This is a genomic window from Dietzia sp. SL131, from assembly GCF_026672565.1.
GTDB classification, from domain to species: domain Bacteria; phylum Actinomycetota; class Actinomycetes; order Mycobacteriales; family Mycobacteriaceae; genus Dietzia; species Dietzia kunjamensis.
The window spans coordinates 692,987-717,991 of sequence record NZ_JAPPRI010000003.1 but is presented as its reverse complement, the minus strand read 5'-3'; the positions used below and the strand labels follow the sequence as shown (position 1 = coordinate 717,991).

The window sequence follows — 25,005 nt, the reverse complement described above, 5'->3', positions numbered from 1 at the left end:
ACCGCCCACCCGTCACCACCTGCCCAGGGGCCCCACGAGCGCCTGGGCAGGCATGATGGGAGGCATGAGCAGCAGCACCTTTTATGACGAGATCGGTGGAGCGGCGACGTTCCGGAAGATCGTCCACGAGTTCTACCGCCGGGTGGCGGGCGACCCCGTGCTGCGCCCGATGTACCCCGAGGAGGACCTGGGGCCGGCCGAGGACCGCCTGCGGATGTTCCTCGAGCAGTACTGGGGAGGGCCCACCACCTACTCCGAGCAGCGCGGGCACCCGAGGCTGCGGATGCGGCACAACCCGTACGTCGTCGACCGCGCCGCCCACGACGCCTGGCTCACCCACATGCTCGCCGCCGTGGACACGATCGACCGCGAGACGCTGGACGACGAACACCGGGCGGCGCTCGTCGACTACCTCACCCGCGCCGCGGCAATGATGGTCAACTCCGCGGAGATCGGGTGAGGCCTCCCTCCCACGCGATGCGCCGGTGGGAGGACATGGTCCTCTACCAGATCTACCCGCGGTCGTTCGCCGACTCCGACGGCGACGGCGTCGGTGACCTGCAGGGCGTGATCGACCGCCTCGACCACCTGGACCATCTGGGCGTCGACGGGGTGTGGTTCTCCCCGATCATGCGCTCCCCCGGCGCCGACCACGGATACGACGTGTCCGACCCGCGGGACGTGGATCCGCTGTTCGGCAGCGTCGACACGCTGCGTGAGCTCCTCGGGCGGCTCCACGCCGCCCGCAAGGTGCTCATCATGGACCTGGTGCCCAATCACACCAGCATCGAGCACCCCTGGTTCGCCGCCGCGGTCGCCGCCGGACCGGGCAGCCCGGAACGCGCGCGCTATCTCTTCCGGGACGGCCGCGGCGAGGACGGCTCCGAACCGCCGAACAACTGGCCGTCGGTGTTCGGCGGACCCGCCTGGACCCGCGTCACCGAGCCCGACGGCACGCCCGGCCAGTGGTACCTCCACCTCTTCGCCCCCGAACAGCCGGACCTGGACTGGACGAATCCCGAGGTCGCCGACGATCTCGAGCGGACCCTGCGGTTCTGGCTGGACCTGGGGGTCGACGGCTTCCGGATCGACGTGGCCCACGGGCTGGCCAAACCCGACGACCTGGCGGATCTACCCGACGACGTGGAGATCGCCCAGCTCGTCGTCGACCCCCGCGACGCGCGCTGGGACCGACCCGGCGTCCACGACATCCACCGACGGATCCGCCGCGTCCTCGACGACTACCCGGGCGCCGCCGCCTTCGGCGAGGTGTGGGTGGGACCGACCGAGCGGTTCGCGCGCTACCTCCGGCCCGACGAACTGCACTTCGCGTTCCACTTCGCCCTCACCGGCGCCCCGTTCGACGCGCGCGCCCTGCGCGAGGCGATCGACTCCACGCTCGAGGCCGCACGGGTCTCGCGGGCGGCACCCACGTGGGCGCTGTCGAACCACGACGTCGTCCGCGAGGTGACCCGCTACGGCAACGGGGCCGTCGGTACGGCCCGGGCCCGCGCCATGCTCCTGGTGACGCTGGCGCTGCCGGGGATCGCGTTCGTCTACAACGGTGCCGAGCTCGGCCTGCCCAGCGATTTTGCGATCCCCCACCATCGACTCACCGACCCCACCTGGGAACGGACCGGCCACGCTGAGATGGGCCGTGACCACTGCCGCGTGCCGATCCCGTGGGAGGGCGACCGGCCCCCGTACGGGTTCTCGACCGCCGACGACACCTGGTTGCCGATGCCCGAGGGATGGTCGCACCTCACGGTCGCCGCCCAGCGGGAGGACCCCGACTCCGTGCTGTCGCTGTACCGGACGGCGATCGGGATCAGGCAATCCTGGCCGACGGCGGACACGGAAGCGATCGTCTGGGAAAGTGAACTTGACGGGTGTCAGGCATTTCGGCGCGACGGCGGCGGAATCCTGTGCATGATCAATACATCCCCTCGGACGGTGCCCCTGCCCGACGGCGAGATCATCCTCGCCTCCGGCCCACTCGACGGGAGGGATCTGCCACCGGACACCGCCGTGTGGCTGCAGGACTCCTGAAGGGCTTCGACGTGCGACTTTCCGACAAGACCGCGATCGTCACCGGCGGTGCCGGCGGGATCGGCCGCGGCATCACCCGTGCGTTCGTCAAGGAGGGCGCCAACGTCCTCGTGGTGGACATCAACGACGACGCCGGGGACGCGCTCGCCGCCGAGCTCGGTGAGCAGGTGCGCTACCTCCACTCGGACATCTCGGTCGAGGCCAACGCCGCATCGATCGTCGCGGCCGCCGTGGAGGCGTTCGGGCACCTCGACGTCCTGGTCAACAACGCCCACGCGTCCCGACAGGCACCACTGCTCGAGACCACCGGCGACATGATGGACCTGTCCTTCTCCACCGGCTTCTACCCGACGTTCTGGCTGATGAAGGCCGCGCACCCGCATCTGGCAAGGCGGGACGGGTCGGTGATCAACTTCGCCTCCGGCGCCGGCATCGACGGCAGCCCCACCCAGGCGTCGTACGCCGCGGCGAAGGAGGCGATCCGCGCGATCAGCCGGGTGGCCGCCAACGAGTGGGCGCGCGACGGGATCAACGTCAACGTCATCTCCCCCCTCGCGCTCACCGAGGGCGTGGAAGCCTACATCGAGGCGAACCCGGGGATCGAGAAGCGGCTCCTGTCCGGCACCCCGATGCGCCGTTTCGGGGATCCCGAGTCCGACATCGGCCGGGTCGCGGTCTTCCTGGCCAGCGACGACGCGTCGTACATGACCGGCCAGACGATGATGGTCGACGGCGGCGGGCTCATGCTCCGCTAACCGTCGTCGGAGCCGACGCGCAACCTCGGCACCAGCACGTCGCGGACCGTCTCGGGGTTGCGTTCGACCACCACCCAGCGCCGGCCCAGTGCACGGGCCGCGACCGCCGTGGTCCCGGACCCGGCGAACAGGTCCACGACCAGTTCGCCGGGGTCGGTGGCCAGTTCGACGACCCGCCGCATCAGCGCTTCCGGCTTGGGGGTGCGGAACCCGTCGACCCCGGCCGCCCTCAGTTCGGCTCGCGCGGTGTCCGTCGAGCCGACCTCCTGGGACAGCCAGATGGTCTTGAGCTTCTTGATCCGACCCGCCTCGAACCGGTCCCGTTGGTAGATGTCGACCCGGGGTCCCGAGCGACCCTTCACCGTCCGGCACACCAGGTCGCCGACGCGTTCCCGCGCCCGCTCTCGCGACCACCGCCACACCGCAGGGGTGAGATCGCCGAAGACCGGGAGGATCTCCTCCAGTCCCCCGCCCGGTTCCACCGACACCTCGCCGGTGACCGGGTCGCCGTAGAGCGGGTACGTCATGGTGGGCGTGGTCCGCGGGTTGAAACGCTTGTTGGTGTTGCGCAGCGGTAGGAGCCGGAAGCTGACCCCGTCGACGCCCCGGTGCGGGAAGTCCGCCGGATCGACCGCCGAGGCCACCCCGCCCGCCAGCCGCACGTGCTCGGGGTCACGGGCGTACACCATCAGACGGTCGTGCGAACCGGCGAAGAAGCGGTCCAGTTGCCGTCCCTTGGGGTTGCTCTCCACCGTGAGGTCCGCGATGAACGCGTCGGCGCCGAAGATCTCGTCGAGCAGGCAACGCACCCGGTGGGCTTCGGCGTCGTCGAGGTGTACCCACACGGTTCCGGTCTCGGCGAGCAGGTCGCGGGCCACCACGAGCCGGGTCTCGATGTAGTCGAGCCACTCGTGGCGCGGCATGTTGTCGTGGTAGGCGTCGAACCGGCCCCCGCGGTTGTACGGCGGGTCGAGGTAGACCACCTGCGCGGCGCCGCAGGGCGCGAGGCCGTGCGCGTCCAGCGCGTCGTGGGCCTCGGCGATGCGCGCGCCGTCGCCGACCAGCACGGCCCCCTCGGTGACGACCCCGGCCCCGTCAGCGCGATCCGCGTCGCCGGTGACGAGGGCCTCGATCCGCGGGACCGGTCCGTCGGCACCCGAGGCCGCGGCGCGGCCCCGCCCGGGCCAGGAGATCGAGAAGTCGGGAGCGGTCACCGCAGTGGTTCGAGGGTGAGGGAGTCGGTCCGGCGGAACACCGTGCCGTACCGGGCGTCCAGGCGGAGCCAGGCGCCGCGTTCGCTCACGCGGACCGGCTCGCCCTCCGGGGCGGAACCGGCCTTCTCCGGCACGAACCCGCACATCACCATGGAGAACACCGTCCGCATGTCCACGCCGACGGGGTGGGCGGTGTCCGCTCGGACGGTGAGGGCCACCTGGTCGAGCAGCGACGGCGGCAAGCCGGCGGGCCCGGCGTTCTCCCGCGCGGCCTCCCGGCCCGACCGGGTGAGGTCGAGCAGCACCTGGGCCGGCACGTCCTCGACGGGCTGGAACCCGTCGGCGGGCGGCAGCAGTCCCTGCCATGCCGAGAGGAGCGGCATGCCGGGGTCGATCCGACCGTCGATGTCTCCGCGCGGCAGGACGTCGAGTTCGGTGAGCAGGTGGTCCGCACCTGCCACGACGTCGCCGCCGGGGCAGTCGCCGCCGAGTCCGCGGACGACCAGTGCCCCGAAGGGGGTGCGGGCCCACACGCGCATCCGGCCCCCGGCCCCGGAGGTCAGCCGCACCACGGCGGCCTCGTCGAGGCGGAGGATGCGCCGGAGGAGGGTGCGCAGGTCGTCGCGGTCGGCGGGGTCGGGCACGCGGATCATCCCGGCGTCCGGTCCGGGTGCCATCACGCCGGGTCCTCGTGCCGGAACTCCAGCAGGTAGTCGCGCTCGGCGCGGGTGAACCGGCGCGGGCGCTGGGTTGCCAAGTCGAACGCGGCGATGGTGGCCGTGCAGTCCACCGCGGGCGGCGCCGAGTCCGGCGTCATGCGGCCGCGGACCTCGTGCCGGGCCACGAACATCGCCCCGCCGACCTTCTCGCACCACATGCGCACGCGGATGGGGCCGTCTGCGTGCTTGACCTGGCCCCGGTACTTCACCGCCAGGTCGGTCATCACCGCACCCGCGGTGAGCGTCGCGGTGGGCATGCCCTCGGAGAAGAGCCACGGGATCCGCGCCTCCTCGATGAGCGTGATCATCCGGGCGTGGTTGACGTGGTGGTAGAGGTCCTGGTCCGACCACCGGACCGGCATCGCCGAGGTGAACACCCTGCGGCCCGGCTCTCCGGACACGCCCAGGGGGCCGCCGGTCTCGTAGACGAGCTGGTCGGTCACGTGGCGGGCCCCTGGTCGGTGATCGCCGCCGGCTGTGAGGCCGCCTCCAGCACGTTGCGGACACCGGAGGGAATCTCCACCGCGGTCGAGGTGGAGGAGTCGTAGGCGACCATGACCACCCGCAGCGTGCAACAGATCTCGCCCGCCGCGTCCAGGATGGTCTGGCGGATCTGGTACGACGTGGTCCCTACGTGTTCGACGTCGATCTCCACGTCCACCGAGGTCGAGTCACGCAGGACGGGCCGCAGGTGGTCGATCTCGGTGCGCCGCACGACCTGTGGCAGGTTGCCCAGGCCGAACGGCCCGAACCGGCTGCGGATGAACAGGATCCGCGCCTCCTGCGCGTACTCGAGGTACTTGATGTTGTTGACGTGGCCGTACTGGTCGAAGTCCGCCCACCGCACCTGCAGGGTGCAACGGAACGTCCCGGCGTCCACGGCGTCGCGCATGGTCATCCCGCCTCCTCCCGGTCCCCGAGCAGCGCCGCGCGCTCCACGGGGGTGATCTCCAGTGTCGTGGTCTCGTCATCCGCGGTCACCACCATCACGGTGTCGACCACCGCGCAGGGCTCGGCACCGGTCGACTCGGAGCCGATCGAGGTCCGCATCGTGAACGAGGTGCGGCCCACCCGCACCACCTGCACGTCCACCCACACCTCGGGCACGCCCATGGCGATGGTGCGACGGAAGTCGATCTCCATCCACCGCGCCAGCGCGCTCGGCACCCGGGAGCCCGGCACCCCGAACTTCTCGCGGAACCACATCAGGCGGGCGTCCTGCGAGAACTCCTGGAACCGCACGTTGTTGACGTGCATGCCCACGAAGTCGGAGATGCGCAACGGGATCCGGACCCGGTGCACGGCCCCCGCCACGGTGGCGGCCCCGGGTGAGGTTCCGGTGGTCGGGGCGTCCGAGCCCTGGGTGGTCGGCGTGGCCATCTGCGGTCAGTCCCTGGTGAGCTTGCGGTGCGTGACCCGGTGCGGGCGCGCCGCGTCGGGGCCGAGACGCTCGACCTTGTTCTTCTCGTAGCCCTCGAAGTTGCCCTCGAACCAGTACCACTGCCCCTCGTCCACGTTGCCCTCCCAGGCGAGGATGTGGGTACAGGTGCGGTCCAGGAACCAGCGGTCGTGCGAGATGACCACGGCGCAGCCCGGGAAGTCCTCGAGTGCGTTCTCCAGGCTGCCCAGCGTCTCGGTGTCGAGGTCGTTGGTGGGCTCATCGAGGAGGATCAGGTTGCCGCCGACCTTGAGCGTCAGCGCCAGGTTGAGGCGGTTGCGCTCACCACCGGACAGGACGCCGGACTTCTTCTGCTGGTCCGGGCCCTTGAAGCCGAAGGCGCTGACGTAGGCACGCGAGGGCATCTCGTTCTGGCCGACCTCGATGTAGTCGTTGCCCTCGGAGACGACCTCCCACACCGACTTCTCCGGGTCGATGTTGGCGCGGTTCTGGTCGACGTAGCTCAGCTTCACCGTGTCGCCCACCTTGACGGTGCCGGAGTCCGGCTCCTCCAGGCCCACGATGGTCTTGAACAGCGTCGTCTTACCGACGCCGTTGGGGCCGATCACGCCGACGATGCCGTTGCGCGGCAGCGTGAACGACAGGTCCTTGATGAGGACCCGGTCGTCGAAGCCCTTGGTCAGCTTGTCGACGTCCACCACCACGTTGCCGAGCCGCGGCGGCGTGGGGATCTGGATCTCCTCGAAGTCGAGCTTGCGGTGCTTCTCCGCCTCCGCGGCCATCTCCTCGTACTTGGCCAGACGGGCCTTGGACTTGGACTGGCGCGCCTTGGCACCGGAGCGCACCCACTCGAGCTCGGCCTTGAGCCGCTTCTGCAGCTTCTGGTCCTTCTTGCCCTGGACCTCGAGGCGCTCGGCCTTCTTCTCCAGGTAGGTGGAGTAGTTGCCCTCGTAGGGGTGCAACTGACCGCGGTCGACCTCACAGATCCACTGCGCGACGTGGTCGAGGAAGTACCGGTCGTGTGTGACGGCCAGGACGGCGCCGGGGTAGGCGGCCAGGTGCTGCTCCAACCACAGGACGGACTCGGCGTCCAGGTGGTTGGTGGGCTCGTCGAGCAGCAGCAGGTCGGGCTTGCTCAGCAGCAGCTTGCACAGCGCCACCCGACGCGCCTCGCCACCGGACAGGTTCGTCACCGGCGAGTCGCCCGGCGGGCAGCGCAGGGCGTCCATGGCCTGCTCGATCTGGGAGTCCACGTCCCAGGCGTCCACGGCGTCGAGCTGCTCCTGCAGCCGACCCATCTCCTCCATGAGCTCGTCGGTGTAGTCGGTCGCCATCTCCTCGGCGACCTCGTTGTACCGACGCAGCTGCACCATCGTCTCGCCGAGGCCGTCCTCGACGTTCTCCTTGACGGTCTTGGACTGGTCGAGCTCCGGCTCCTGCAGCAGGATGCCGACGGTCGCCTCGGGATCGAGGAACGCCTCGCCGTTGGAGGGCTGGTCGATCCCGGCCATGATCTTGAGGATGGAGGACTTGCCGGCGCCGTTGGGGCCCACGACGCCGATCTTCGCACCGGGGTAGAAGGACATCGTGACGTCGTCGAGGATCACCTTGTCCCCGTGCGCCTTGCGTACCTTCTTCATCGTGTAGATAAACTCGGCCATTCTACCCTCTCACCTGCGCATATAGTTCACTTCACCGCGGGTCGGCCGCGGGCACGACCCCCATGTTACGTGTCCGCCCGCGGCCCCGGCGTCCGCGGCGGACGCCGGCCCCACCCCCGGGAGCATCAGGCGCCGGCCGCCCCCACGAACTCGCCCGCCTCGCTCTGCTCGGACCCCGGCTCATCCGGGTCCAGCGACCCGAGCGCCATGGCGTCGGAGTCCTCGGCAGCTCCCCGCAGGCCGCCCTCGTCGACGCCCGCCCCGTCGACACCGGCCCCCTCGACCGGGGCGTCCGTCCTGGCGCGGCGCACGGTGACGTCCATGCGGGACAGGTCGGGCCCCACGGCGCTAACCCGCATCTCCAGGTCGCGCATGATTCGACCGTCGCGTTCGTACTCGTTGGTGAGCAGCCGACCGTGCAGGATCACGCCGTCGCCCTTGCACAGTGCGCCGGACGCCCGTTGCCCGAGGCGTCCCCAGCAGTTGGCCGAGAAGTACAGAGTGCCGCCGGTCTTCCATTCGCCGGTGAGCCGGTCCTGGTAGCGGCTGTTGCTGGCCACCCGGAAGGTGAACACCTGGTCGTCGCCCACCCGCCGGGTGGTGGGGTCGGTGATCACGGTTCCGCGGACGGTCGTGTGGGTCTCGTTCATGGGGTCACTCCTGTCACGTTCGGCCGACCGTGCGTCGGCCTCGTGACTTGCAGCGTGCCCCACCTCGTCGTCGTCACCCCTCGTTCCCACCGCCCGCGGTGGCCGCCCTGTGGAGGGGGGCGGGGGGTGTGGAGAACCGGCGCCTGTGACGACGACGAGGTGTTCGGTCTCAGGGCCGGCGGTCGGCGCGGGACATCTCCCGGAGCATCTCGTTGTAGGCCTTGAGCTCGGCATCGTCGTCGCGGTCGGCCTGCCGCTCGCCGCGCCGCGCCTCGCGCATGTCGCTCTGGTACCACTGCCACGCCAGGGCCAGCATGACGATCACCAGCGGGATCTCCCCCGCCGCCCACGCGACGCCACCGCCGACCTGCTGGCTCTGCAGCAGATCCGGGATCCACGGCAGGCCGATGCCCGAATACCAGGGCTCGGCCAGCACGGTCTTGGTGTTCATGAGCAGGATGCCGAAGAACGCGTGGAACGGCAGCGAACTCAGCAGGACCATGAGCTTGTACATCGGCGAGAAGTGCCGCGGCGCGGCGTCCACGCCGATGATCACCCAGTAGAACAGGTAGCCGCTGATGAGGAAGTGCACGTTCATGAACATGTGGCCCAGGTGCTCCGAGGCCAACGTCTGATAGAACCCGCCGAAGTAGATGAGGTAGAAACCGGCCACGAACTGCACCGACGCCACGATCGGGTGGGTGAGGAAGTGCGAGAGCGGGTTGTTGATGAACTCCACCAGCCACTCGCGGGGCCCGGGAGGGTTGCCGCGACCGGCGGCCGGGAGCGCGCGCAGGGCCAGCGTGAACGGGCCACCGAGCGCCAGGAGGACCGGCACCAGCATCGAGATGAGCATGTGGCCCACCATGTGGCTGGCGAAGTCGGCCATCATGTACATCCCCATGCCGGAACTGGTGGTGAGGAACAGGATCACGCAGCCCGCCACCCAGAACGCGGTGCGGCTCAGCGGCCAGGCATCCCCACGGCGGCGCAGCCGCACCAGGCCCCAGAGGTACAGGCCGAGCAGGACCACCGCGGCCAGCCCCAGGACCAGGTCGAAGCGCCAGGTGCCGAAGACCGTTCCGAACGCGAAGGGCCCGGGCAGCTCGAAGCCCAGTAGCGCCTCCTGCCTCGTGGGCACGTACAGCGGCGCCGGCGGCGGGGTGCGGCCGAGCGAGACCGACAGCCCCAGGGTGCCGGCCATGACGACGGCCTCCACCACGATGATCCGCAGCAGCGTGGGCCGGTCGACCGGCGCGTTGGCCCCCGTCGACTCGATCTTGGCGATGATCCGGCGGCGGATCGCCAGACCGAACAGAGCCAACAGGCACAGCAGGAGAGCCTTGGACACCACCAACAGTCCGTAGGTGGAGGTGAGAAGGTCACCCGGGTGCAGGCGGACGAGCGCGTTGATCACGCCCGTGAACCCGAGGGCGACGATCGCGACCGTCGCCACCACCGAGTAGCGGCGCAGGGCCAGGGCGACGCGCGAGCCGCCGCGCCACGTGTGGATGATCAGCGCGACGAGCCCACCCACGTAGAACGCGGCGCCGAACAGGTGGATCATCAGCGAATTGGTGGCTAGGTCGTGCGCGGTGCTGCCGGACGCGTGGCCCGTGGCCGCCACCGGAAGCAGCGACAGCAGGGAGACGGCCAGCCAGATGACCGACCATCGCCAGCTCAGCGTGAGCCGCTGCCCGATCCCGGCGACCAGCGCGATGATCGCCGCCCAGCGCCACGAGGACGCGATGTCGATCTGGTTGATCGCGACCAACCACTGGTCCGGCGGGAGCGACTGGAGGAAGGTGCGCCCGGAGACGTCCGACAGGGTCAGCGGGATGAGCAGTGCCGCGGCGATCGCCCAGGCGATGTTCGCCCACGACGAGATCTGCTGCATGCGGTAGCCGTCGACGTCGAGGGTCTTGTCCTTCTGCGGCGGGGTGAAGAACGCCGCGAACAGCGCCGCCCCCACGGCCACGGCGGCGAGGAGCTCGGCGATCGACCGGAGCGCCGGGAGGCCGGCCGTGGTGAGCGGACCCGGATCGGGCACGCCCACCAGCTCGAGCGCCACCTCGGCGGACATGGCCGACAGTGGGATGACCACCGCGGCCGCCACCGCCGCCAGGAGCAGTACCAGGGCGACGATGTTGCGGGTTCCGAACCGCCCGGCGGTGGCGGGGGCGGTCTTCGACGACGTCATGACCACCATCGTAGGAACCGCGGCGCCCCCGGGCCGATTCGCCACTGTCGGACCCACCCCCCGGATCGGTTACCATTCTCCCGGCGACGCCCCACGCGCGCGTCGCAGGCCTCCGTAGCTCAGTGGATAGAGCATCCGGTTTCTACCCGGCTGGTCAGGGGTTCGAATCCTCTCGGGGGCGCCCAGGTCAGGGCATATTTCCGGCACGGCGACCGGTCCCTATCCGGTCGCCGTGCCCACATTTTGCCCACACTCCCGCGAACGCAAACCCTCGAGCGCGTCCGCCACCGCGTCCAAGTCGTCATCGAACAGATGCCCATACCGATCCAACGTCAGCGCCGCGGACGAGTGGCCGAGCATCCGCTGCACGACCTTCACGTTCGCCCCCGACCGGATCGCCAGCGACGCGCACGTGTGCCGGAGCTCGTGCGGCGTGAGCCCGGCGGGGACGTCCGCCTTGACCACCGCGGGATCCCACCAGCGGCGTGCGTTGCGGTACCGCAGCACTCCCCCCTGCGGCGCGGTGAACACCAACTCGTCCGGGTCCTTGTCCTTGATGGCGAAGCGGAGTTGGTCGGCGAGGAACGTCGGGATCGGCACCTCGCGGACGGTGCGGTTCTTCGTCTCACCCCAGTGCAGGGTGCCGGACACCTCGGTGACGGACCGGCGGACGAGGATCCGCCGGGCCGCGGGGTCGATGTCGGATGCGTGGAGGGCGGCGAGCTCCCCCCAGCGGACCCCGGCGTAGGCGAGCGTGTTCACAAGGGTGGGCCGTTTCGACACCTGGGCGAGGGATTCGACTTGGGCGGCGGTGAGGTAGTTACGTGTCCCGGCCGACACCTTCGGCAGGTCGATGCCGTCGCACGGGTTGGCCTGCACCAGTCGGTCACGGACAGCTCGGCCCATGATCGAGTGGAGGATGGACGCCGCGTTGCGGACAGTCTTCGGCGACCCTTCGAGGGTGTCGACCCAGTCCTGCACGACGGCCGGGGTGACCTTGACGACGGGCAGGGCCCGCAAGGGTCCGAGGTGGATCTTCACGGTGGTGGTGTAGCCGGCGCGGGTCTTCGGGGTGACGCGGTTCTTAGACGCCAGCCACGCGTCCGCCACGGCGCTGAGGGGGGTCTTGCCTGCCTCGGGTGACAGCCACGCCCCGGTGGCGAGGTCGACGGTGTTCTCGGCGGCCCACAGTTCGGCGGCCTTCTTGGTGGTGAAGCCGCGCTTGTCGGTCTGCCGGCCGTCGGGGCGCCGGTAGCGGACCCTGTACCGGCGCCCGGACGCGGTGTCGTAGGGCTTGATGGTCGCCACGCGGTCTCCTAGTCGAGGTTGAGGGTGCCCACGGCGGGGCGTGCGGGTCGGCGGGTGGTGCGGCGCCTGAGTCGGTTCACGAGGACCGGGTAGGCGGCGTGGACGTCTGGTCGGGCGATGAGCTGGTGCAGCCGTTGGTAGTAGCGGGTCGGGGCGAGGTCGAGCTCGTCGCGGATCGCGGTGTCCTTGGATCCGGCCAGCCGCCACCAGCGGGACTCGAACCGCATGATGCGGTGCTCGTCTTCGGTCATGCGCTCCCCTCTCGTCTGGCGAGGATCTGCTCAATGTAGGCGCGTTCCCCGGGGTCGAGGGCCCGGATGCGGGCGACGAGGATGGCCCGGTCGACCCACAGGTCGTCCGCCATCTCGTCATGGGCGTGACCGTCGTGCCACACGATCGCGTCGGCAAGGTCGTCCAGGTCGACGAGACGACGGGCTGCGATCTCCTCGACGAGCAGTTCCTCGCGGGCGGTCAGGTGTGGTGGTGCCGGGCCGCGCTCGAGGTGCACCAGTTCGTGCGCCAGCGTGGAGCGTCGTTCGGCCTGAGTGAGTAGCGGATGCAGGATGATCGTGTGGCCATCGACCCTTCCCCTGGCGACGGCCGCGGACCACCGGAGGGTGATGTGTGGCAGGTCTCGGAGGACTCGCCACGGATGGTATCGGTGTTCACGCATGAACCGAATAGGACCACGCAGGTACGACATGCACCCCACCTGAGCTGGGATTACAGTCGTGTGATTACCGCCCGAACCCACTCAGGGCGCTGTCGACGTTGTTCGTCCTGGTGTAGGCGTAGAGCAGGTTCGGCAGAAGCATCAGGATAACAACGGCGACGTAAGCCAACGTGCCACTGACTACCCACGCCAGTGGGCCGCAGATCGTGGACGAGCCCGAAGTCCCTAGCCCTACCGCCAACAAGATCGACGCGGCGATGGCCCCAATCTCTGCCGCCATGACGTGGTTTACGCTCTCATCCAAGACGTCTCGCTGGTCTTGGTCTTGCGGTGTTGGCTCGTCCACGGTGAAGCGTGAACGGAGCGAGGCTAGCTGGGCGAAGACGCCCAGCAGAACTGCCGAGAAAAGCGTTGATGCGGTGAGGAACACGGCCGCGTTTCGGAGTACGCCGTCGAAGATCCACATTGCCCCGCAGACTGCGATCGGCACCGCGAGTAGGACTACTCGAGCCACTATGTCTGGGTGAACCGCCCTCGTGCCGTCCGCCCCGCGATCGCCGAAGTAGGACAAAGACCGCCACTGAGCCCGGAAAATGGAACGTAGATCGAACCGATCAAACATCGTCAACTCCAGTCGGCCAGCCTGTGTGCTTGATAGTAGTCACCGCTGGCACCTTGTCGAGCTTACGTAGGCGTGATTTCACCTCCTGATGCAGTACATCCTCGTCCGGTCGTTCGGTGCCGATCCGGTAGGTGAAGACTTCGGGGAGCCGGCTGGGACTGATCGTCTGCGAGCCGAAGGTCGGCGAGTCCACATGCAGCCACGCGTCCTCGAAGTCGAGCGCGTCGACCCCTCCCCCGACAAGCTTGGCGAAGTCATCGGCGAGCTCATCTTCCGGCTTACCGGCGGTGATCGCCGTGGTCAGCTTGCTGAGCGCGGCTCGCTTCGAACTCGCGTCGAGTTTCGTCGTGAGCTTGAAGCCCTTCTCCGAAATTCGACGAGACCTACTTGCCTTTTCGCTGGACAGAACCAACTCGTCGACCCTCGCGCCCTTGAGAAACTCGTCGACCTGGTCCTTGTCGGCTATCGGAGTCACCTTCATGCGGTACCACGCATCATCGGTCCCGGCCGTCGCCTGCTGCGACCAGTATCGAACCCACCGCATGAACGACTGGTAGGGGCAAGCCCCGCCGACGGACTCGAGCATAAGCACGCCCTCGTTGCCCGAATCGGGAAACAGCATCGCGAACCTGTATCTCCGCGCTGGCGCCATCCCCTCGATGTCGACTGGATCGCGGTCATCGTCCGCTTTAATCGGGTAGGCCCATTCGTGCCCTCCGTCCCGCCCGAATCTGAACGCACCAGCCAGGTGACCGCCACCGCGGATGACCTTGCGAAGCTCGAATACTGGACTTTCGCCGTAGGACTTGTAAGGACTGCCGTCTGGCTTGGGCGGGTGCCCCGAATTGGAGGTGCCCTCACGCGCCGCAGCCGCCGAGTGCAAGTGGTCCACATACCTCCAGGGCGCCTTACCGTCCTCGTGCACCACGAGGTCCTGCTCTTTGCGCTTCTGTCCTTGATGAACGGTGAACCGAAAAAGTCGAAACCCGTATGTCGTCATCACGCACCTTCCCAGTCGTCGCCTGGCTCTTGGTTCTCTTCGCCGGCGTTCTTCCCAGGCCGGCGGCGGAGCTCGCCCTGGGACGGTCCGTCGACGTCGCGTGCTGCGTGCACTGCGGTCGGGTCGAACGGCAGCGGCTCCTCAGACTCCTGCTCCCCCTCTTCCTGCCGGCGGGCTTCCGCGGTGACTCGGTCGAGCATGTCGTCGACGTCGGGGGCGCGGCGGTCCTCGAGGTAGAAGACGGGCTTCATGGGGGCTCCGCGAGTCCCAGCTTCTCCATCAGCCTTCGGATCGCCCTGCGGGTCCTGCGTGTCCTGGTCTTCATTCTGGTTGAGCTCCCGTCGCTGTTGGACGAGGACGCGCAGCATGTACACGGCGGCCTCGCGTTCCTTTGGGGTCAGGTCGTCGACACCGTCGGGGAGGTCTTCTGCGAAGGGCCTTCCTGGGGTGCGTCGTCCTGCTGCTGTGAACGCGACCTCGTCGTTGACGCCGGCGAGGTAGGCGATGGCGCGGATCGTGTCGTCTGTCGGGCGCTTTCGATAGCTGCCGTTGAGGATCTGCGCGATCGTCGCCCGGTTCAGCTTGCCGCGAAGGTCGCCCTTCTCGACAGCGCTGTGCACCTTCGCCTCGAGCTGCCGCGTGGAGAGCTCTCCGTATCCGGAGGCCTCCTCGAGCAGCTCACGAAGGGTGCGGGGTGCGTTCACGGCCTGAACTCTCCTTCGTCACGACTTCCTTGCGCCAGCGCCTCAGCGAGTGCGCTGTCAACCAGGTTTACGACGCTAGCCGCATGACGTCGATAAATGCCTATTGACACCCTGGCAACCGCACGCCTACCGTTAGCGCTAGCAGTTGCCAACCAGTGGACCGAGGAGTAGACATGAGGACGCAGCAGCGCGCCAGACGGCGCGGACGACGATTGGAGTGCTGGATGGAAGTCAAGGACCCGGGCACCCTGCGCCGGTGCCGCAAGTCCAAGGGCTACACGCAACGCGAGCTCGCCTTCCTGGTGCGCCGCTCACACACGACGATCTACGCGCTAGAGTCCGGCCGACTGAAGAACATCAGCGAGGACCTGGCGTGCGCAATCGCCGCGCGGCTCGGTCGCGACTGGGAGGAATTGTTCGTCGCCCACGAGGTCGTCGCCATGCCCGATGTGGCAATCGGCAGCGCTAGCGAGACAGCGGTGGCGTCATGACGTGGCTGAAGTGGGACGGCCAGTTAATCGGCGGAGCTGCCGTCGCGTCCGCCGAGGTCGAAGCTCTACTCGGCCGGATCGATTCCGAAGTCGAGTCTCTTGAGATGCCGCTCGACGGAGATCAGGCGTCCTTCGAGGTCCGTGACCGCGTGAAGCTGCGCGATCGACAGGTCAAGGACCGACTTGAGGAGCGAATTCGGCGCACCCTCTCCGTCGACCAGGTCATACAGGATCGCGGCCTGGCGGGACATCAGCGCCTTCGACGCCGTCGCCTCGTAGGGGAAAGTGTCGGCCTTCTGCAGGAACTTCTCCGCAGTCTCCGCGACCTGCTCGCGAAGCTCGTCCCAGTTCCCCATCAGTCTTCTCCTTGCTCGGTGTGTGGTGCTTCGAGCGTAGGAGAGTCCCCGGCGGTCGGGGCCGCTTCATCGGTCCCGACCGCCTCCGGAAACGAGAAGCCCGCCGCGACTGGTACTCGCGGCGGGCATGACACCAACTCGTAGGAGAGACAATGTCCGAACACCATGCTACCGGGACGCTGGTCCCGTTCAACTACGGCGACGCGCAGGTACGTGTCGTCTCGATCGAGGGCGAGCCGTGGTTCGTGCTCGCCGACCTCTGCCGAGTGCTCGGTCTCACCCGGGGGCCCTCGCAGATCGCGGAGCGACTCGAGGATGGGGTACGCCAGACGTACCCCATCCGTGACGCCCTCGGTCGCCACCAGAACGCGACCGTCGTGTCCGAGCCGGGCATGTACGAGGTGGTGATCCGGTCCGATAAGCCGGAGGCGGCGGCGTTCCGCCGCTGGATCACCGGGACCGTCCTGCCGGAGATCCGCCGCACTGGCAGCTACGGCGCTCCGGCGTTCGATCCGGCGTCGTTGTCGCGGCAGGAGATCCTGCGGCTCGCTCTCAACGCTGAGGAGGAGCGGCTCGCGCTCGAGGCCGAGAACAAGGCCCTGGCGCCGAAGGCTGAGGCGTACGACGACTTCCTCGACGCGACCGGCAAGTACGGCGTCGGCGCGGTGGCGAAGATGCTCGGCTCGTCGCAGAACAAACTGTTCCGCGATCTGAGGAACGCCGGGGTGTTCATCGCGAAGGGACCGATGCGGAACACGCCTTACCAGAAGTACATGCACCACTTCGAGGTGAAGGCCCACACGTTCGAACGTTCGAACGGCGAGCAGGGCACGTCGTACACGACGTACGTGCAGCCGTCGGGGATCGCGTTCATCCAGCGCAAGCTCGGGCTCCTGGCGATCGATCCACTGCCGATGTCTGAGGCGGTGGCGTCGTGAGCGCCCCGGTTGATGTGGCTCGGGCGGCGTTCAAGTTGGTGCTGACGTCCCGAGAAGCCGGCGCTCTCGTGGGCCGGGACCACAACACGATCGCTGGGCTGTGCGAGCTGGGCGTCATCTCGGCCAGGCGTGACAGGCCTGGCGGATTGTGGCGGATTCCGAGGTCCTCGCTGGACGCGTGGATCGCGGCGGGCCAGCCATTGGCGGCGGCGTGATGCTCTACGAACTCCTCGACACCGCCGAGCATCCGCTCGTACTCGTGGCCACGCTGGAGGACCTGCCCGCCGTCGATCACCCCGCGGACTGCACCTGCGGCCGCGAGACCGGCAAGGCCCTCAAGGTCGTCGTCGGCGGCCACGCCCCCACCCGCATCAAGGCCGTCGGCCTGCTCACCGCTATCGCCTCGATCCTGTCCGACGAGGACACCACCGACAGCGACTCTCGCGAAATACGCCGCTCCCTCACTCACATTCTGGAGGTCTCGTCATGACCACACCCGACACCCTCGCCGCGGTCGTGGAGGCCGAGGAGTTCGCCGGCGGACCGATGGTCCTGCCCGTGCCGTCCCAGATGACCAAGACCGGCAGTGTCGTCGTCGTCTCCAAGTCGAACGGCGACTGGCACGCCGACTGCACGCAGTGCGGCGCCGGCTGCGGTGCGGCCGGTGCGCCTGCCGCGGACGACGATGTCGACACCGACGCCCTGGACGCCGAGCACCGGATGCTCGAGGACTTCACCGCCGAGCACCGCGACTGCTCCGTCCCCTCGTTCGGTGAGAACCTGCCGTCGCCGGCGGCGATGCCCGCCCACACCGATCGCGGCAAGACCGCGTGGATCGTGCGCTGCTCCAACGGCTCCGACATCCGCGTCCTGGCCGAGCGGCACACCACCTACGCCCGCCCCGAAGGCACCGAACTCCGGTTCTACGACGGCGACGGCGACGACCAGCACCGCGTGGCCTGCATCCGCGCCGGGTCGTGGCACTGGGTCGTGGCCGCCACCGCGCTCAACCCCGAAGGCGGTGAGCAGTGATGACCCCCGACATGCGTCCCGCCACCGAGATCACCACCGGTGACCACGCCTACGCGCGCGCCTACGGCCGCTACCACGTGGTGCGCGGCATCGACCGGTTCACCCACCTGCCGACCCGTGAACGGGCGGCGATGGTGTGGATCCGCGACCACAACCACCGCACGATTCTGGCGCCCGTCGCGCTGGACGACATCCAGCTCTTCCCCGGGAGGACGTCATGACCACCGCCACCACGGTCACCAGTCTCGCCCCGTCCAACTCGATCCACTGGGACCTCACCGCCGACGTGCCGGACTGGGTGGTCCTCGGCCGGATCCGCGAACTGATCGTCGCCGGGCTGCCCGTCCCCGACGACATCTGCGGCCCCGACGACATCGCCGACTACATCCCGGCCCTGGTCGCGGCGGGCCACAACCATTGCGAGATCGAACGCGCGACCGGCGTCAAGCCGTCCCGCCACCTGCCCCGGAGGATCCGATGAGCACCGACACCCGCCCAGACCGGCCGTTGCCGGCCCCGCTCCCGTACGCGACCGAGGCCGGGCGCGGCGAGATCCCCGCCCCGCGCCCGGCGCCGCCCGCCACGCCCGAGGTCCCGGACGGGCCGCTTCTGCGCGAGGACGAGTACAGCCTGTACGTCACCCTCAGCATCATCGTGATCTACGTGCTCATCATGATGATCATCGCCTCACGCGGGGGTCTGTGATGGTCGCCGTCTACATCGACGCCGCCGGCGACGTCCGCTCCGCAGGATCAGACCGCATCGTCGCCCCCGCCGGCACCACCCCGCGCGAGGCCCGGATGCGCGCCGCCCTGTGGGCCGCCGCCGCCGACGCGCTCCAGAACCCCGCGACGGCCGGAACGGAGCGACAGGCCGCACGTGGCCCCCGCGCCGAGGGGATGCCGGCCGTCGCGGCCCCCACCCCGATCACCGCCGCCCCCTCCTACGCCCGCACCGTGCCCGAGGCGCGCGAGGTCCTCGCCGTGATCGACGTCAACCAACTCCGCGCCGAAACCGAGCAGGCCCTCGCCCTGCTCGCCGAGCACAAGGAGGGAATCCGATGATCTACCTACGACGCTCCGGCAGCGGCTTCACCATCGGCAACGGCGATCTCGCCTACCTCGAGAGCGTCGCCCGCAGCGCGCTGGACCGGGGCGAGACCGTCGAGCTGCACATCGACGGCCGCGACTGGCAGCCGGTCACCTCCTACCAGGAGGTCGACGAGACCCTGCACGAGCTGTACGAGGAGCTCGACGCCCGCCGCGACGCGGTCAACCTGTCCCAGCTCCCAATCGAGGACCTGCTGTGAGTGTGCTCATCGTCCTCTACTGGTTCGCCGTCGCGTTCTGCGCCCTCTTCGCGTTCAGTGCCGGGCTGGGGCTTTCGTTCGGCTTCTCGCTGCGCGAGGCAATGGCCGGAGCGTTCTGGCATGCCCTCCTCATGAGTGTCGCCGGGACGGTCTTGTTCTTCGCTATCGAGTTCGGGTTCTCCCTCATGGGGGTGGCGTCATGACCGAGGGAGAGGTCCGCACCGTGGACACGCTCGTGGAGCTGCGCGACTGCCCGCCGCACACGGTGATCGCTGACGCCCGGGGCCAGATCGGCACCCTCGCGCAGCGCGCGTCGTCGCCCCTCGCGGGCGGCGTGTACTGGGCCGGGCACGGCGGCCTGTGCGACACCTCGACGATCGAGTTCCCGGTGCAGGCCTGGTGGCCTGTCCACCCCGAACTGGCCAAGGGCGCCTGATGGGTCGCCCAGCCTGGTGCCGCGAATGCGGCCACGAGATCGCGTGGGCCACGCTCATCCCCTCGGGGAAGGCCGTGCCGCTCGACGTGTCTCCGGACCCGGAGCTGGGCATCTATCACCGCCGCTTCATCACCGAACCGACCGGGCGCCGCACCTCGACTGTGGTGCAACTGTCCGGCCATGACCTGGACGAGGCCCGCGACCGGGCCCGCCGTTACCCCGCCGACCGCGCCAGCCGCTTGTGGGTGCCGCACTTCGCGACCTGCCCGGCTCGCCGACCACACCTGACGGAGACCACCCGATGACCACCACTCCGACCACGTCCGAGTTCGCGCTTGTCGACATCGACCACGTCCATCCGCATCCGCGCAACGTCCGCCGCACCGTCACGGGCGTCGACGAGCTCGCCGCCTCGATCAAGTCCGGAGGCCTGCACCAGCCCCTCGTCGTCGCACCAGCCGCCGCCGACGATGCGGCCGGCTACACCCTCGTCATGGGGCACCGCCGCCTCGTCGTCGCACCAGCCGCCGCCGACGATGCGGCCGGCTACACCCTCGTCATGGGGCACCGCCGCCTCGCCGCCGTCCAGTCCCTCGGCTGGGCCGAGGTGCCGTGCGTGATCCGCTACGACCTCGACACCGAAGCCGCAGTCCTCGAGGCGATGCTCGCCGAGAACATGGCCCGCACCGACCTCACCCCCACAGAGGAAGGCGACGCCGTCCAGGCACTGCTCGACCTCGACGTCACCCCCGCGAAGATCGCCAAGGCCATCGGCCGCACCTCCAAGCACGTCAAGGACCGCGCCCAGATCGCCGGCCTCACAGAGAAGGCCCGCACCGCCGTCGACGACGGGCAGATCACCATCTCCGACGCGCTGCACCTGTCCAAGCTCGACGGCGACCACGAGCTCGCCGAGCGCGTCGAGAGGTTCATCGGGACCCCGAACTTCCGCTACACCCTGGAGAAGGCCCTCGCCGAGGCCGAGTTCAACCGCAAGCGCGACACCATCCTCGCCGAACTCACCGAGACCGGCGCCACCATCACCGACGGGCCCGCGGCCGCCGGACCCGACGAGGTCCGCCTGTTCCTCGCCCAGCGCCCCGACGACGTCACAGACCCGACGGTCAGCGTGTACGTCGCCGAGTACCAACCGTGGGGCGGCAACTCCGCACCGCGCGTCCAGTGGGTGCAGATCCGCCCCCGCGCCGAGGAAGACCCCACCGAGGGCACCACGTTCGTCAGCGCCGAGAAGGTCCCGGAGGACAACGAAGAGGACACTGCCGCCGAGGAGGCGCGCGAGGCCGCGGCCCGCGCTGTCCGCGAGGAGCAGAACGACAAGTACCGGCAGGAGCGCCGCGACCGGGAGACCGCGCAGGCCACCCGCTTCCGGTGGCTGCACGAGAAGTGGCGCGAGGGAATGCGCGCCGAGCCGGGAGTACGAGAGCGGCAGCTGCGCGACCTCGTCGCCGAGGACCCCGACGGGTACAGGATGGCCAGCAACCGGCAACGCCTGGCGCCGATCATCGCCGGCCCCGACGCCGAGCTCGACGGCGACGACCCGGCCCTCGACCCCGCCGGCTGGTCTCTCGACCGTCTGATCTTTGCCGCCTGGTGGATCCACATCGGCCACGACCGCGACCACGACGCGCTCGGAGTCGCCCAGTCGTGGGACGACGGGACCGTGGCCTACCTCCAGGGTCTCGTCGACGACTACGACTACCCGCTCTCCACCGTCGAGGAAGCCCACATCGACGAGTACGAGGCCTTCATGGCCGACGCCGACCAGTCCGCAGAGGATGACTGACCCGCAGGCCCGTCTCGCCGACGCCTGGTGGGCCTCCCTCCCGCCCGACCGGCAGGCCCAGATCTTCCGCTGGATAGCCGGCCGCGAAGCCGCCCTCGACCACCCGCCCATCCCCGGGCAGACCGACCTCCTCGCCGAACTCGACAGGACCAGACCATGAGCACCTACATCGTCAAGGACCCCGCGGTGCGCGACCAGCTCGCCGAGATCCTCACCCCGCACCAGACCGACACCGCCCCCTCGCCGCGCGAGCGCCGCAAGGCCCGCGACGCCGAGCAGCGCATCAGCCACCTCGAGTCCGACCTGGGCCAGACCCAGGACCTCCTCGCCAAGTCGACCACCGCCCTCGCCGCCGAGCGTGAGAAGCACGACCACACCACAGCCCGCGTCGTCGAACTCGAGACCGAGATCGCCGAGACCACCCGCGACCTCGAGAACACCCGCGAGACCCTCGCCGCCGAGAAAGACGCCCTCAACCAGTCCCAGCGCGACGTCCGCGAGCTGCGCCGCAAGCTCGACACCGTCGGCCACGCCACCGCCCACGCCGGCGACGACGCCCGCAACCGGGACCGCAAAGTGTTCGAGGCGCTCGCCGTCCGCATGGAGCAGCAGGCGATGTCCCAGAACAAGACCGTCGGCGACGTCCTCCGCCTCGCCGCGCGCGCCGTCCGCGACGAGATCACCGCGGTCTACTCCCCCGCCAAGAAGGCGTCATGACCGCTCGTCCCCACCCTGAAGGAGCACGCCCCGTGACCAGCACCCTGCCGCACCTGATCGTCGTCGACGTCGAGACCTCCGGCCTCGACCCGAACGTCCACGACGTCCTCGAGGTCGCCGCCATCGACCTCACCGCCGGCGACGAGCTGTACTTCGTCCCCGCCCCGATCCGCGCAACCTGGCTCCAGGACGCTCACCCGGGCGCGATGAAGGTCAACCGCTACTTCGAGCGCGGCATCTACGCCCACCAGGTCGACCTCGAGACGACCCGAAAGCGGTGGGAAGACCTCGGCACGATGCTCGACGGCAACATCCTCGCCGGGGTCAACCCGGCGTTCGACGCCCGCTTCATCGACGCGGCGATGGAGTACCACAAGGTGGAGTGCCGCCGCCGGTACCAGCTCCGCGACCTCGCCACCTACGCCGCCGGCGTTCTCGACATCGACCCGGCCGAACCGACGTCGTCCGCCGAACTCTTCGCCTCCCTCGGCGTCACGAACGCCGAAGCACACTCCGCGCTCGGAGACGCCCGCGCCACCGCGGAGGCGTCCCGCCTCCTGCACTCCCAAGCGAAGGCGCGGTAGCGCCATGGGCGCCATGAAGGCGTGCGCGAAAGCCGCGGCCGACATGAGCGACATCGACCTGATCGACGCGATCACCGCCCTCGGTCCCGACTCCCCACTCCTGCCGGCGGTCCGGGACGAGATCCGCAACCGCCTCCAGAACGCCGCAGACGCGACCACCGCACGGAAGGAACCGGCATGACGCACTGGCTCTCCCACATCCCGTACCTGCCCGCGTGGTCCGGCTGGGCCACCATGCGGCACCTCGCCCAGCAAGCCTGGACGAACGGGGCTCTCCGATGAACAGCATCCTGGCCTGTCACCTCACCGTCGACCACATCGGCCGGTCCGTCGCCTTCTACGCCGCCGGCAAGCGCGTCTGTGGGCGGCTCGACGACTACTGCCGGCACACCGGGTCGTACTCGCTGATGGTGGGCGGTGTCTGGCACCGCCGCCTGTCGACGTCTGCCGAGATCGACGTCATCGGCGAGGTGGCGGCATGACCGTACTCGTTGTCCTCGGCGCCGCAGCCGCCGCCGTGGTGGCGGTCGTCCGCTACCTCCGCGCCACCCGAGCTCTCCGCATCGCCGAGCAGAAGCTCAACCGGGAGCGCGACCACATGAACCGCACGTGGAATTACCAGACCGGAAGGGTTCTCCGACCATGAGCACGAAGATCACCGCCGACAACGGGGCCGAGATCCAGGTTGGCCAGCTCGGCATCACCGTCGACCACCCTGAGGGGATCGCGTCGATCTGGGCGCGCCTGTCCCACGAGCAGCGGTCCGCACTGGCTGACGCCCTCGCCCCTGGCCGTCAGGGGTGGACTCTCGCTGACCTTGCGCGGCTCCGCGCCACCCTCGCCAACCCCACGGCCGCCGGCGGGCAGTGGACCCGCGACGACCTGCCGAGCCTGCCCAACGTACTGGGCGAGATCACGACCCACGAGCGTGGCGAGGGCGCAGCCGCGTACCGCACGGCGGCGCTGGCCCACCTGAACGCGCACCACCCCAAGCCAGGGCACCCGATGGGCACGGAGGCGGCCCGCTGGCGTCGTGAGCGTGATGAGGCGTTGCGGAAGAAGGGCGAGATGGTCGACCGGGCCGTCCGCGCCGAACAGGAACGTGAGGAGATCGCGGACCAGTTCGCCACCTTCCGCGCCGAGATCGTCGCCGAAGCGGTGAAGGCACGCAAGTCCGCCGTGACACGCGCCGACATCAAGAAGACGATCCGGGACACGCTGCCAATGTCGGACCCCGACGGCATGTGGGCCGCTACTGCCCATGCGCAGACCCGGGAGGTGTGCAACCTGCTGGGCATCGAGGCTGAGCAGACCGCCGACCCGGTCGAGGAGCAGACGGATGCCCTCGCCGACATCCTGTACGGCGACGAGATGGTCACCGACCAGATGCGCGGCGTGCTCGAGCGTGTCGTGCGGGCCGGGATGCTGTTCCCCTCGGAGGCGACCAGTGATGAGTGACGCGAACCGGATTATCGCGGCCCTTGAGACCACATACGACTGCCCGCAGCCCGAGTGTGACGGCCGGGTGGCCATGACGATGATGAGCGTCTCAGGCGAGGCCAACGAGTTCGTGTTGCAGTGCCAGTCCTGCCGGGCCGTTTGGGACCAGAAGGGTAACCCCCTCGGGTTCGAGGAGGCCACGCGGTGACCGGCATGAAGCACGCGATCGAACAAGCGGCGCGGGTGCTGGCCGCGCATCAACTCGGCGGGCCGCGTGGCGGAACTGCGGGCGTCGCCTGGTGCGAATGCTCCTGCGGGGCGCGCCTCGGAATCTCCGGCGGGGATCGCAAGTACGCGATGAGCCTCGGCATTCGCCACATGGCACTCGCCCTAGCCGAGGCTGGCCTCCTCGCCCCCGCGCCACTACGCGAGGGCCGGCAGAGCGAGCACACCGTCCGAGAGACTGCCGCCTACTTCGCTCGCAAGGTGCAGCGGATCGGGGACCGAATCAGCTGCCGAGACTATCGCAGATCGTTGGTGGACGTCGTGGCCCTCGAAGGCGTGCAGGGGTTCCTCGACCGGATCGCCCGCGACGACCTCGACGTCTACGCCATGGACCCCGCCGAGGGTGACGGGAGGGCCGTCCTGTGACCGACGTGTATCGGGTGCATTCGCCGTCCCGCCGCCGCACTGTCCTCGTCACCACCCGCCGGGATCACGCGCAGGGCCGCGCCCACGCCCTCAACCAAGCCGCCACCACCGACGGCGGGCTGGCCGACTGGACCGTCCAGCACGCCACCCCGGAGTGGGACGACAGAGGGGCAGTCCAGTGACCGCGTCAATCACCGGTGCGGGACGAGCCGCCCTGGTGGTGGCTGTCTCCCTAACCGTCATCCTCATGGCTCAAAGGTTCGACGGCGAACTGTCCACGAAGCGCTTCTGGA

General features: G+C 69.3%; 42 protein-coding genes and 1 tRNA gene. 28 read left to right on the top strand and 15 right to left on the bottom strand.

The features are described from left to right. Nucleotides 1-64 precede the first annotated feature (64 nt). Genes OVA21_RS04235 through OVA21_RS04225 form a run of 3 tightly spaced genes read left to right on the top strand, consistent with a single transcriptional unit; the run spans nt 65 to nt 2,804 of the window. Nucleotides 65-460: a globin gene (locus OVA21_RS04235; RefSeq protein ID WP_268091864.1), complete on the top strand. Its 396-nt coding sequence runs from the start codon at nt 65-67 to the stop codon at nt 458-460. A 17-nt stretch (nt 461-477) separates the two neighbouring features. Then, nucleotides 478-2,049: a glycoside hydrolase family 13 protein gene (locus tag OVA21_RS04230; RefSeq protein ID WP_268093108.1), complete on the top strand. Its 1,572-nt coding sequence runs from the start codon at nt 478-480 to the stop codon at nt 2,047-2,049. 11 nt (nt 2,050-2,060) lie between these two features. Beyond that, complete coding sequence (locus tag OVA21_RS04225) at nt 2,061-2,804, top strand: SDR family NAD(P)-dependent oxidoreductase (RefSeq protein ID WP_067719946.1); 744 nt, start codon at nt 2,061-2,063, stop codon at nt 2,802-2,804. Here OVA21_RS04225 and OVA21_RS04220 read toward each other — a convergent pair. From OVA21_RS04220 to OVA21_RS04185, 8 genes are all read right to left on the bottom strand, one after another. Beyond that, complete coding sequence (locus OVA21_RS04220) at nt 2,801-4,018, bottom strand: site-specific DNA-methyltransferase (protein WP_067719799.1); 1,218 nt, start codon at nt 4,016-4,018, stop codon at nt 2,801-2,803. The two genes, OVA21_RS04225 and OVA21_RS04220, sit on opposite strands and share 4 nt — an antisense overlap. Beyond that, complete coding sequence (locus OVA21_RS04215) at nt 4,015-4,695, bottom strand: hypothetical protein (RefSeq protein WP_082924105.1); 681 nt, start codon at nt 4,693-4,695, stop codon at nt 4,015-4,017. The genes OVA21_RS04220 and OVA21_RS04215 overlap by 4 nt, the downstream gene beginning before the upstream one ends. Next, nucleotides 4,695-5,180 carry an acyl-CoA thioesterase gene (locus tag OVA21_RS04210; RefSeq protein ID WP_082924106.1) on the bottom strand — a complete coding sequence of 162 codons (486 nt, stop codon included), beginning with the start codon at nt 5,178-5,180 and terminating at the stop codon, nt 4,695-4,697. Before OVA21_RS04210 ends, OVA21_RS04215 begins: the two co-directional genes overlap by 1 nt. Further along, nucleotides 5,177-5,635 carry an acyl-CoA thioesterase gene (locus OVA21_RS04205; protein WP_069389358.1) on the bottom strand — a complete coding sequence of 153 codons (459 nt, stop codon included), beginning with the start codon at nt 5,633-5,635 and terminating at the stop codon, nt 5,177-5,179. The genes OVA21_RS04210 and OVA21_RS04205 overlap by 4 nt, the downstream gene beginning before the upstream one ends. Continuing rightward, nucleotides 5,632-6,117 (bottom strand): acyl-CoA thioesterase, encoded by a 486-nt coding sequence (locus OVA21_RS04200; RefSeq protein WP_119192396.1) that lies wholly within the window; start codon nt 6,115-6,117, stop codon nt 5,632-5,634. The genes OVA21_RS04205 and OVA21_RS04200 overlap by 4 nt, the downstream gene beginning before the upstream one ends. A gap of 6 nt (nt 6,118-6,123) precedes the next feature. Next, nucleotides 6,124-7,797: an energy-dependent translational throttle protein EttA gene (gene ettA, locus OVA21_RS04195; protein WP_067719805.1), complete on the bottom strand. Its 1,674-nt coding sequence runs from the start codon at nt 7,795-7,797 to the stop codon at nt 6,124-6,126. A 125-nt stretch (nt 7,798-7,922) separates the two neighbouring features. Continuing rightward, nucleotides 7,923-8,447 (bottom strand): single-stranded DNA-binding protein, encoded by a 525-nt coding sequence (locus OVA21_RS04190; RefSeq protein WP_119192395.1) that lies wholly within the window; start codon nt 8,445-8,447, stop codon nt 7,923-7,925. A 169-nt stretch (nt 8,448-8,616) separates the two neighbouring features. Next, nucleotides 8,617-10,647: a cytochrome c oxidase assembly protein gene (locus tag OVA21_RS04185; protein ID WP_119192408.1), complete on the bottom strand. Its 2,031-nt coding sequence runs from the start codon at nt 10,645-10,647 to the stop codon at nt 8,617-8,619. 108 nt (nt 10,648-10,755) lie between these two features. Between OVA21_RS04185 and OVA21_RS04180 the strand changes: the two genes are divergently transcribed. Beyond that, a tRNA-Arg gene (locus tag OVA21_RS04180) sits at nt 10,756-10,828 on the top strand. A gap of 38 nt (nt 10,829-10,866) precedes the next feature. Here the strand turns inward: OVA21_RS04180 and OVA21_RS04175 are convergent. From OVA21_RS04175 to OVA21_RS04150, 6 genes are all read right to left on the bottom strand, one after another. Continuing rightward, the gene (locus tag OVA21_RS04175) at nt 10,867-11,955 is read right to left on the bottom strand and encodes a tyrosine-type recombinase/integrase (protein WP_268091862.1); all 1,089 of its coding nucleotides are present in this window, start codon (nt 11,953-11,955) and stop codon (nt 10,867-10,869) included. Nucleotides 11,956-11,963: 8 nt separating this feature from the next. After that, nucleotides 11,964-12,206 carry a DUF3263 domain-containing protein gene (locus OVA21_RS04170; protein WP_268091861.1) on the bottom strand — a complete coding sequence of 81 codons (243 nt, stop codon included), beginning with the start codon at nt 12,204-12,206 and terminating at the stop codon, nt 11,964-11,966. After that, on the bottom strand, nt 12,203-12,628 hold the full coding sequence (locus OVA21_RS04165) for an ImmA/IrrE family metallo-endopeptidase (protein ID WP_268091860.1): 426 nt from the start codon (nt 12,626-12,628) through the stop codon (nt 12,203-12,205). The genes OVA21_RS04170 and OVA21_RS04165 overlap by 4 nt, the downstream gene beginning before the upstream one ends. A gap of 64 nt (nt 12,629-12,692) precedes the next feature. After that, nucleotides 12,693-13,094, bottom strand: a complete 402-nt coding sequence (locus OVA21_RS04160) for a hypothetical protein (protein WP_268091859.1) — start codon at nt 13,092-13,094, stop codon at nt 12,693-12,695. Between the two features lie 148 nt (nt 13,095-13,242). After that, entirely contained in the window at nt 13,243-14,250 is a 1,008-nt protein-coding gene (locus OVA21_RS04155; protein WP_268091858.1) for a hypothetical protein, read from the bottom strand. Then, nucleotides 14,250-14,954: a hypothetical protein gene (locus tag OVA21_RS04150; protein WP_268091857.1), complete on the bottom strand. Its 705-nt coding sequence runs from the start codon at nt 14,952-14,954 to the stop codon at nt 14,250-14,252. Before OVA21_RS04150 ends, OVA21_RS04155 begins: the two co-directional genes overlap by 1 nt. A 173-nt stretch (nt 14,955-15,127) precedes the next feature. On the opposite strand from OVA21_RS04150, the gene OVA21_RS04145 reads away from it, so the two are divergent. Beyond that, nucleotides 15,128-15,445: a helix-turn-helix transcriptional regulator gene (locus tag OVA21_RS04145; RefSeq protein WP_268091856.1), complete on the top strand. Its 318-nt coding sequence runs from the start codon at nt 15,128-15,130 to the stop codon at nt 15,443-15,445. Between the two features lie 65 nt (nt 15,446-15,510). On the opposite strand, the gene OVA21_RS04140 is transcribed toward OVA21_RS04145, so the two are convergent. Continuing rightward, on the bottom strand, nt 15,511-15,801 hold the full coding sequence (locus OVA21_RS04140; RefSeq protein ID WP_268091855.1) for a hypothetical protein: 291 nt from the start codon (nt 15,799-15,801) through the stop codon (nt 15,511-15,513). Between the two features lie 152 nt (nt 15,802-15,953). On the opposite strand from OVA21_RS04140, the gene OVA21_RS04135 reads away from it, so the two are divergent. The 23 genes from OVA21_RS04135 (at nt 15,954) to OVA21_RS04030 (ending at nt 24,894) form a co-directional block, all read left to right on the top strand. After that, nucleotides 15,954-16,739 carry a phage antirepressor gene (locus OVA21_RS04135; protein WP_268091854.1) on the top strand — a complete coding sequence of 262 codons (786 nt, stop codon included), beginning with the start codon at nt 15,954-15,956 and terminating at the stop codon, nt 16,737-16,739. Beyond that, nucleotides 16,736-16,954, top strand: coding sequence for a helix-turn-helix domain-containing protein (locus OVA21_RS19315; protein WP_069388478.1), 219 nt, complete (start codon nt 16,736-16,738; stop codon nt 16,952-16,954). Before OVA21_RS04135 ends, OVA21_RS19315 begins: the two co-directional genes overlap by 4 nt. Continuing rightward, a complete protein-coding gene (locus OVA21_RS04130) occupies nt 16,888-17,229 on the top strand; it encodes a hypothetical protein (protein WP_268091853.1) in 342 nt (113 codons plus the stop codon). Before OVA21_RS19315 ends, OVA21_RS04130 begins: the two co-directional genes overlap by 67 nt. Further along, a complete protein-coding gene (locus OVA21_RS04125) occupies nt 17,226-17,771 on the top strand; it encodes a hypothetical protein (protein WP_268091851.1) in 546 nt (181 codons plus the stop codon). The genes OVA21_RS04130 and OVA21_RS04125 overlap by 4 nt, the downstream gene beginning before the upstream one ends. Next, a complete protein-coding gene (locus OVA21_RS04120) occupies nt 17,771-17,992 on the top strand; it encodes a hypothetical protein (RefSeq protein WP_268091849.1) in 222 nt (73 codons plus the stop codon). Before OVA21_RS04125 ends, OVA21_RS04120 begins: the two co-directional genes overlap by 1 nt. Next, nucleotides 17,989-18,252: a hypothetical protein gene (locus OVA21_RS04115; protein ID WP_268091848.1), complete on the top strand. Its 264-nt coding sequence runs from the start codon at nt 17,989-17,991 to the stop codon at nt 18,250-18,252. The genes OVA21_RS04120 and OVA21_RS04115 overlap by 4 nt, the downstream gene beginning before the upstream one ends. Continuing rightward, entirely contained in the window at nt 18,249-18,476 is a 228-nt protein-coding gene (locus OVA21_RS04110) for a hypothetical protein (protein WP_268091847.1), read from the top strand. Before OVA21_RS04115 ends, OVA21_RS04110 begins: the two co-directional genes overlap by 4 nt. Then, nucleotides 18,476-18,835: a hypothetical protein gene (locus OVA21_RS04105; RefSeq protein WP_268091846.1), complete on the top strand. Its 360-nt coding sequence runs from the start codon at nt 18,476-18,478 to the stop codon at nt 18,833-18,835. The genes OVA21_RS04110 and OVA21_RS04105 overlap by 1 nt, the downstream gene beginning before the upstream one ends. Further along, nucleotides 18,832-19,080, top strand: a complete 249-nt coding sequence (locus tag OVA21_RS04100) for a hypothetical protein (protein WP_069388722.1) — start codon at nt 18,832-18,834, stop codon at nt 19,078-19,080. The genes OVA21_RS04105 and OVA21_RS04100 overlap by 4 nt, the downstream gene beginning before the upstream one ends. After that, nucleotides 19,077-19,283 carry a hypothetical protein gene (locus OVA21_RS04095; protein WP_268091845.1) on the top strand — a complete coding sequence of 69 codons (207 nt, stop codon included), beginning with the start codon at nt 19,077-19,079 and terminating at the stop codon, nt 19,281-19,283. Before OVA21_RS04100 ends, OVA21_RS04095 begins: the two co-directional genes overlap by 4 nt. Beyond that, nucleotides 19,280-19,516, top strand: a complete 237-nt coding sequence (locus OVA21_RS04090; RefSeq protein ID WP_268091844.1) for a hypothetical protein — start codon at nt 19,280-19,282, stop codon at nt 19,514-19,516. The genes OVA21_RS04095 and OVA21_RS04090 overlap by 4 nt, the downstream gene beginning before the upstream one ends. Next, entirely contained in the window at nt 19,516-19,821 is a 306-nt protein-coding gene (locus tag OVA21_RS04085) for a hypothetical protein (protein WP_206474718.1), read from the top strand. The genes OVA21_RS04090 and OVA21_RS04085 overlap by 1 nt, the downstream gene beginning before the upstream one ends. Then, nucleotides 19,818-21,320: a ParB/RepB/Spo0J family partition protein gene (locus OVA21_RS04080; RefSeq protein ID WP_268091842.1), complete on the top strand. Its 1,503-nt coding sequence runs from the start codon at nt 19,818-19,820 to the stop codon at nt 21,318-21,320. The genes OVA21_RS04085 and OVA21_RS04080 overlap by 4 nt, the downstream gene beginning before the upstream one ends. Continuing rightward, nucleotides 21,313-21,480, top strand: a complete 168-nt coding sequence (locus tag OVA21_RS04075) for a hypothetical protein (RefSeq protein ID WP_268091841.1) — start codon at nt 21,313-21,315, stop codon at nt 21,478-21,480. The genes OVA21_RS04080 and OVA21_RS04075 overlap by 8 nt, the downstream gene beginning before the upstream one ends. Further along, nucleotides 21,477-22,037 (top strand): hypothetical protein, encoded by a 561-nt coding sequence (locus OVA21_RS04070; protein ID WP_268091840.1) that lies wholly within the window; start codon nt 21,477-21,479, stop codon nt 22,035-22,037. Before OVA21_RS04075 ends, OVA21_RS04070 begins: the two co-directional genes overlap by 4 nt. A 32-nt stretch (nt 22,038-22,069) precedes the next feature. After that, a complete protein-coding gene (locus tag OVA21_RS04065; RefSeq protein ID WP_268091839.1) occupies nt 22,070-22,621 on the top strand; it encodes a 3'-5' exonuclease in 552 nt (183 codons plus the stop codon). Nucleotides 22,622-22,625: 4 nt separating this feature from the next. Beyond that, nucleotides 22,626-22,802 carry a hypothetical protein gene (locus OVA21_RS04060; protein WP_268091838.1) on the top strand — a complete coding sequence of 59 codons (177 nt, stop codon included), beginning with the start codon at nt 22,626-22,628 and terminating at the stop codon, nt 22,800-22,802. A gap of 97 nt (nt 22,803-22,899) precedes the next feature. Next, nucleotides 22,900-23,103: a hypothetical protein gene (locus tag OVA21_RS04055; RefSeq protein ID WP_268091836.1), complete on the top strand. Its 204-nt coding sequence runs from the start codon at nt 22,900-22,902 to the stop codon at nt 23,101-23,103. Beyond that, complete coding sequence (locus OVA21_RS04050; RefSeq protein ID WP_268091835.1) at nt 23,100-23,267, top strand: hypothetical protein; 168 nt, start codon at nt 23,100-23,102, stop codon at nt 23,265-23,267. Before OVA21_RS04055 ends, OVA21_RS04050 begins: the two co-directional genes overlap by 4 nt. Next, complete coding sequence (locus tag OVA21_RS04045) at nt 23,264-24,079, top strand: hypothetical protein (protein WP_268091834.1); 816 nt, start codon at nt 23,264-23,266, stop codon at nt 24,077-24,079. Before OVA21_RS04050 ends, OVA21_RS04045 begins: the two co-directional genes overlap by 4 nt. Next, nucleotides 24,072-24,269 carry a hypothetical protein gene (locus tag OVA21_RS04040; protein WP_268091833.1) on the top strand — a complete coding sequence of 66 codons (198 nt, stop codon included), beginning with the start codon at nt 24,072-24,074 and terminating at the stop codon, nt 24,267-24,269. Before OVA21_RS04045 ends, OVA21_RS04040 begins: the two co-directional genes overlap by 8 nt. Beyond that, nucleotides 24,266-24,712, top strand: coding sequence for a hypothetical protein (locus OVA21_RS04035; protein ID WP_268091832.1), 447 nt, complete (start codon nt 24,266-24,268; stop codon nt 24,710-24,712). Before OVA21_RS04040 ends, OVA21_RS04035 begins: the two co-directional genes overlap by 4 nt. Next, on the top strand, nt 24,709-24,894 hold the full coding sequence (locus tag OVA21_RS04030; RefSeq protein WP_268091831.1) for a hypothetical protein: 186 nt from the start codon (nt 24,709-24,711) through the stop codon (nt 24,892-24,894). Before OVA21_RS04035 ends, OVA21_RS04030 begins: the two co-directional genes overlap by 4 nt. Nucleotides 24,895-25,005: the final 111 nt, after the last annotated feature.